Origin of the sequence: Mesorhizobium sp. M7A.F.Ca.ET.027.03.2.1, assembly GCF_003999175.1 — a bacterium.
Taxonomy (GTDB): domain Bacteria; phylum Pseudomonadota; class Alphaproteobacteria; order Rhizobiales; family Rhizobiaceae; genus Mesorhizobium.
This window is the reverse complement of the sequence record NZ_RZOM01000335.1, coordinates 1-5607: the sequence shown is the minus strand read 5'-3', so window position 1 is coordinate 5607 and position 5607 is coordinate 1. Positions and strand designations below refer to the sequence as shown.

At 63.0% G+C, this 5607-nt stretch carries 5 protein-coding genes; 2 read left to right on the top strand and 3 right to left on the bottom strand.

The window, feature by feature from the left end; genetic code table 11:
* Together EN750_RS16290 and EN750_RS16285 are read left to right on the top strand one after the other, a co-directional pair.
* On the top strand, window positions 1-692 hold a 692-nt coding region (locus tag EN750_RS16290; RefSeq protein WP_127397015.1), incomplete at its 5' end, for an ATP-binding cassette domain-containing protein.
* A complete protein-coding gene (locus tag EN750_RS16285; RefSeq protein ID WP_127397014.1) occupies window positions 692-2584 on the top strand; it encodes an ABC transporter ATP-binding protein in 1893 nt (630 codons plus the stop codon). The genes EN750_RS16290 and EN750_RS16285, both read left to right, overlap by 1 nt.
* 26 nt (window positions 2585-2610) lie before the next feature.
* Here EN750_RS16285 and EN750_RS16280 read toward each other — a convergent pair whose 3' ends face one another.
* From EN750_RS16280 to EN750_RS16270, 3 genes are read right to left on the bottom strand one after another with little or no spacing between them, the layout of a single operon-like run.
* On the bottom strand, window positions 2611-3393 hold the full coding sequence (locus tag EN750_RS16280) for an ABC transporter ATP-binding protein (protein WP_127269920.1): 783 nt from the start codon (window positions 3391-3393) through the stop codon (window positions 2611-2613).
* A gap of 10 nt (window positions 3394-3403) precedes the next feature.
* Window positions 3404-4243 carry an ABC transporter permease gene (locus EN750_RS16275; protein WP_127397016.1) on the bottom strand — a complete coding sequence of 280 codons (840 nt, stop codon included), beginning with the start codon at window positions 4241-4243 and terminating at the stop codon, window positions 3404-3406.
* Window positions 4244-4271: 28 nt separating this feature from the next.
* Complete coding sequence (locus EN750_RS16270) at window positions 4272-5279, bottom strand: ABC transporter substrate-binding protein (RefSeq protein WP_127322338.1); 1008 nt, start codon at window positions 5277-5279, stop codon at window positions 4272-4274.
* Between the last annotated feature and the right edge of the window lie 328 nt (window positions 5280-5607).

Sequence of the window (5607 nt, the reverse complement as noted above, 5' to 3'; positions counted from 1 at the left end):
CCTTCGAGGCCCGGTCTGGCGAGACCATCGGCATTGTCGGCCCACCGGGCAGCGGCAAGTCGACCATCGCGCATCTGATCCCGCGTTTCTACGACGTCACTTCGGGTTCGATCACCATCGACGGCCAGGACATTCGTGAGGTGACGCTGAAATCGCTGCGCAAGGCCGTCGGCGTCGTGCAGCAGGATGCGTTCCTGTTCACCACCTCGATCGAGAACAACATCGCCTATGGCAATCCCTGGGCGCGCGAGACTCGCATCGGGCAGGCAGCCGAGTACGCCCAGCTGCACAATTACATCATGGGCCTCCCGGCCGGTTACACCACGGTTGTCGGCGAGCGCGGCGCGTCGCTTTCCGGTGGCCAGCGGCAGCGCCTGACCATTGCGCGGAGCCTGATGCTGCGGCCATCGGTGCTGGTCTTCGACGATTCGACCGCGGCAATAGATGCCGGTACCGAACAGCGCATCCGGGCGGCGATGAAGCGCTTCGCCAGGGACCGCGTCACACTCATCATCTCGCACCGGCTGAGCTCCCTGATGCATGCCGACCAGATCCTGTTCGTCGAAGGCGGCCGGATCGTCGAGCGCGGCACGCATGAGGAATTGCTGGCGCTGGGTGGACGCTATCGCGCGCTGTACGACCTGCAGCTGCGGCCGGAAGACGACCGGCCTGCGGCCATGGGAGCCGCGTGATGTCGACACAGAGCGACGACGACAAGGAAGACACCAACGGCCGGCCGACGAAGGCGGTCGTAGGCTCGCACCGCGACGACGAAGAGGTTTTCGGCAAAGCCTACGACCCGCGCATCGTCAGGCGCATCTGGAGCTTCGTGAAACCGTATCAGAGCCGGATCTTCATCTCGGTCGCCGCGGTGCTTGTGTTCACGCTGACGCAGTTGGCGATCCCGCTGGTCATCCGCTACGCCATCGACCACGGCATGACGGCAGGCAAGCTCGATCAATCGGTGATGATCGCAGCGATCATCACTTTCACCGTCATCATCCTGATCAACTATGCCGCAAGCTATGTGCAGGAAAGCGTCGTCGGCAAGGTGGCCGAGAACGTGCTCTCCGATTTGCGCCGCGCCATGTTCAGCCATCTGCAGCGTGTCTCGCTGAGCTTCATGGACAAGACCGAGGTCGGGCGGCTGATGTCGCGCCTGCAGGGCGACGTCAATTCGATGCAGGAATTCCTCGAAACGTCGGTCATGTCGGTGGGCGACATCGTGCTGCTGTTCGGCATCGTCAGCGTGCTTTTGTGGCTGGATTTCCGGCTCGGCCTGCTGACGCTGTCGACCATGCCGGTGCTGTTCATCGTGCGCCTGTTCTGGCTGCCGCGCGCCAAGGTCGCCTTCATGGCCGCGCACGAAACCAACTCGATCGCCAATGGCGCGCTGGCCGAAGGCATCCATGGCGTGCGCACGGTGCAGAGCCTGGAGCGCCAGCACGTCAATTTCGACCTCTACGACGAGAAGGTGCTGGCCAATCTCAATGCCCATCTGACCTCGGCGAAATACGCGCAGGTGATGGTGCCGATCGTCGACACGCTGACCGGCATCGCCATGGCGACCGTCATCGTCGTCGGCGGTTCGATGGTGCTGTCGCACAGCCTCGACATCGGCGTCATGGTGGCGTTCCTGTTCTACATCCAGCGCTTCTTCGACCCGATCCGCTCGCTGACCATGCAATACAGCGTCATGCAGCGCGCCATGGCTTCGGGCCAGCGCATCTCCGAAGTGCTCGACGTGCCGGTCGACGTCAGCGACAAGGACGGTGCTATCGCGCTGTCGCGCGACATGGACGGCTCGGTCGAGTTCAGGAACGTCACCTTCGGCTATAGGCCGAACCAGCCGGTGCTGAAGAACATCTCGTTTCGCGTCAATCCGGGCGAGACCGTGGCCCTGGTCGGCCCGACCGGGTCGGGCAAGTCGAGCTCGATGGCGCTGGTGCACCGCTTTTACGATGTCTGGTCGGGCGAGGTTCTGGTCGGCGGCCATGATGTGCGTGACCTGACCCAGGATTCGCTCGGCGATCAGGTGGCGATGGTGCTGCAGGAGCCGTTCCTGTTCTCCGGCTCGGTGCTGGAAAACATCCGCTACCACAAGACATCAGCCAGCCGCGAGGAGGTGGTGCGCGCCGCACAAGCCGTCGGCGCGCACGATTTCATCGAGAACCTGCCAGATGGCTACGATACCGAACTCGAGCAGCGCGGCGGCAATCTCTCGCTGGGCCAGCGCCAGCTGATCAGCTTTGCGCGTGCACTGGTGGCCGACGCCAAGATCCTGGTGCTCGACGAAGCCACGGCCAGCATCGATTCCTACACCGAAATGCTGATCCAGAAGGCGCTGATCACGCTGCTGGAAGGCCGCACCGGGCTGGTCATCGCCCACCGTCTTGCCACCATCCGCGGCGCCGACCGCATCATCGTACTGCAGAACGGCGAGATCGTCGAAAGCGGCAACCACGACCAATTGATGGGCCGAAAAGGCCTCTACGCCCGCCTCTACAACATGAACTACGCCTCGTTCGACGATATTTCCGAAGGCGAGCTGGAGTTGGATGCGGCGGTCGGCAAAGCGACGTGATTGGGCCTACTGATGACCACAGGCGCCTACGCCATTTCGGGGCGTTTTGAACCTTCGCGGATGGCCTTGTGCACGCCGCGCTGCAGGTCCATGAATGCAGGGCTTTCCATCACCTCTTCGCGGCGCGGGCGCTCGATATCGACGTTGAAGGTCTGCGTGATGCGTCCCGGGCCGATCCCCATGACGACGATGCGGTCCGACAGATAGACGGCCTCCTCCACATCATGAGTGACAAACAGGACGGTCAACCTGTGTTCCTCCCAGATCTGGGTCAGCAGTTCCTGCATCTGATGCCGGGTCAAGGCATCGAGCGCGCCGAAGGGCTCGTCCATCAACAGCATCTTGGGCCGGTAGGAAAGCGCGCGCGCAATGGCGACGCGCTGTTTCATGCCGCCCGAGAGTTCGGCCGGATAGCGGTCGGCGCTGTCGGACAGCTTGACGAGTTCGAGATGCTCCAGCGCGATCCTGCGGCAGGTCGGGCGATCGTAACCGGCGGCCTTGAGGGCAAATTCGATGTTCTGCCGCGCCGTCAGCCAGGGAAGCAGCGTGTAAGACTGGAAGACGACGCCACGGTCGAGACCCGGCTGCAGGATCGGCGCGCCATCGATGCTGAGATCGCCGGCGTCGAAGTCCTGCAGTCCGGCCACGATCGACAGCAGCGTGCTCTTGCCGCAGCCCGACGTGCCGACCAGGGAGACAAACTCGTTGTCGGCAAGATCGAGATTGATGTCGCGCAGCACTTCCGTGCGCCGCTCGCCGGTGCCGAAGCTCTTGTGGAGGCCGGCGATCCGCAATTTGGGGGGGCTCATCGGCTGGACCTCATTGCGAGCGGCCCTCTTGCTTGAACAGCACCTTTTCCAGCGCCTTCATCACCTGGTCGGTGATGAGGCCGAGCAGGCCAAGCAGCAGGATGTAGCCGATGATCGTGTTGGTCTGGAAATACCGCTGCGACACGGTGATGCGATAGCCGAGCCCCGAAGTCGCGGCGACAAGTTCGGCCAGCACCAGCCAGGTCCATGCCCAGCCCAGGCTGATGCGCAGCGTATCCCAGATGCCCGGCAAGGCGCTGGGAACGACGATGCGCGTCAGGATCTTGCGATCCGGCAAGCCGAGTGTACGCCCAAGGCCAATGAAATCGGCTGGAACCCGTTTCACATTGTCCATGATCATCAGCACCTGCTGGAAGAAGGTGCCGATGAAGATGATCAGGAACTTCTGCGAATCGCCGGTGCCCGCCCACAGGATGGAGAGCGGCACGAAGGCTACGACCGGCATGTAGCGGATGAAATCAACCAGCGGCTCGATGGCCGCTTCCCAGGACCGGAAACTGCCGATCAGCACGCCGATCGGTATCGACAGTGCCGAGGCGATGAGGAAGCCGATGGAGATACGATACATCGAGGCTTTGAGGTCCAGCCACAACGTGCCGTCGGTCGCGAGCTTGGCGATCTGCATAGCTACGCTGCCCGGCGACGGCAGGAAGATCGGCTTTACCAACCCCAGTCCGGTCGCCGCCCACCAGGCAAGGCCGAGCCCGACGAACACGGCCACCGCGATGATCAGGAAGCGCGACCTGGCGATGGGCACGCCGATCCCGGAGGATCGGCGGCGCCTCGCCGGTTTCGCGACCGGTCCTGCCGCCGGTCGCTCCCGGGGCATCTGTGTCACCACCGCGATCCGGCCTTGGTCATTCCGCTGCCTTGACGAAGGCCGGGTCGATCATCTGCTCCGGCGTCACATCGGCCTGCAGCAGCTTGGCGTTCTTGGCGGCGGCTTCGACATCGGCGAAGGTCTTGGTGGTGAAGTCGCCTGTCAGCGCCGTCTTGTTTTCGGCGAGTGAGTAGTAGCGTACGCCGTCAAAGGCGGTGTTGAGGTCCTTGACGTCCGAACCGACGGCCTTGGCGATGATGGCGCGTCCACCGGGCGTGTCGGCATTGTAGTCCTTGAGCGCCGCGTCCCAGCTCTTGATCATGGCCAGCACCTGGCCGGGCCGCGACTTGATCACCTCGTCACGCACCACCAGCACGTCGCTGATCAGGCCGGGATCCTCGCCGGCGGTGAACAGCAGCTTGAGGTCCTTGTTCTGCGCCATGGCGACGGTGAGGTACGGTTCATAGGTCACCGCGACCGGCACCTGGCCGGCGATCAAGGCGCTGCCGGCGTCGGACGCCGGCATCGGAACCGGCTTCACATCGTCGATCGACATGCCGTTCCTGGCGAGCGCGTATTTGAGCAGGATGTCGCTCGTCGTGCCTTCCTCGAAGGCCACCTGCTTGCCCTTGAGGTCCGCGATGGAGGTGACGTCCTTGCCGGCGATGATGGCGTCGGCGGTCATGGAGACGTCGAGCAGCAGCACGATCTTCACCGGAAGGCCGGCCGCGACCATGCCCATCGCCGTGTGGGTGGCGATGTTGGCGGCGTCGAGCTGGCCGCTTGCAAGTGCTGCATTGATGTCCTTGTCCTCAGCGAAGTTGACGATCTGGACGTCGCTCAGCCCGTTTGTCTTGAACAGGCCCTTGGCCTCGGCGACATGCCATTGGCCATAGCCAAGCCAGGGCTCGATGCCGATCTTGAACGCTCCTGCCTCGGGCGTGGTGGGAATGGCCGCGTCGGCTGCGTAGGCTGCCGGGGCGGTGGCCAGCCCGATGGCGGCGGCCATCACGAGCGCGCGAAATTGTCCTGTTAGGTTACGCATCATCTTTGTTCCCCTTGATGATCAGACCGCTTTTTCTAACCCAGGCAGCCGGTCTGGTGAGACTGCGGGTTTCTGCTCTTGCGGCACTGTGCCTCGGCGTCTTACCTGCCACTTCATGGTGAAGTGCGAGGATATTTCAGCGTCAGCGGGAGCGGATGTCAAGGCTAAAATACATACATGCATATACAAGTTGGAAAGACTCAATTTTCACGCTTTTCCGGATCGATCCGATCGAGGAAACCCGTCACCCGATCGGCTCCGGCAACGGGTTCGCTGCCGACCATGACCGCGACTGAGAAGGCAATGAGGGAGGAGACCCGCGTATGGC

Bases quoted from the DNA above. Each gene is read 5' to 3' on its own strand.
- EN750_RS16275 (WP_127397016.1), bottom strand. From the start codon at position 4,243: ATGCCCCGGGAGCGACCGGCGGCAGGACCGGTCGCGAAACCGGCGAGG.
- EN750_RS16270 (WP_127322338.1), bottom strand. From the start codon at position 5,279: ATGCGTAACCTAACAGGACAATTTCGCGCGCTCGTGATGGCCGCCGCC.
- EN750_RS16285 (WP_127397014.1), top strand. From the start codon at position 692: ATGTCGACACAGAGCGACGACGACAAGGAAGACACCAACGGCCGGCCG.
- EN750_RS16280 (WP_127269920.1), bottom strand. From the start codon at position 3,393: ATGAGCCCCCCCAAATTGCGGATCGCCGGCCTCCACAAGAGCTTCGGC.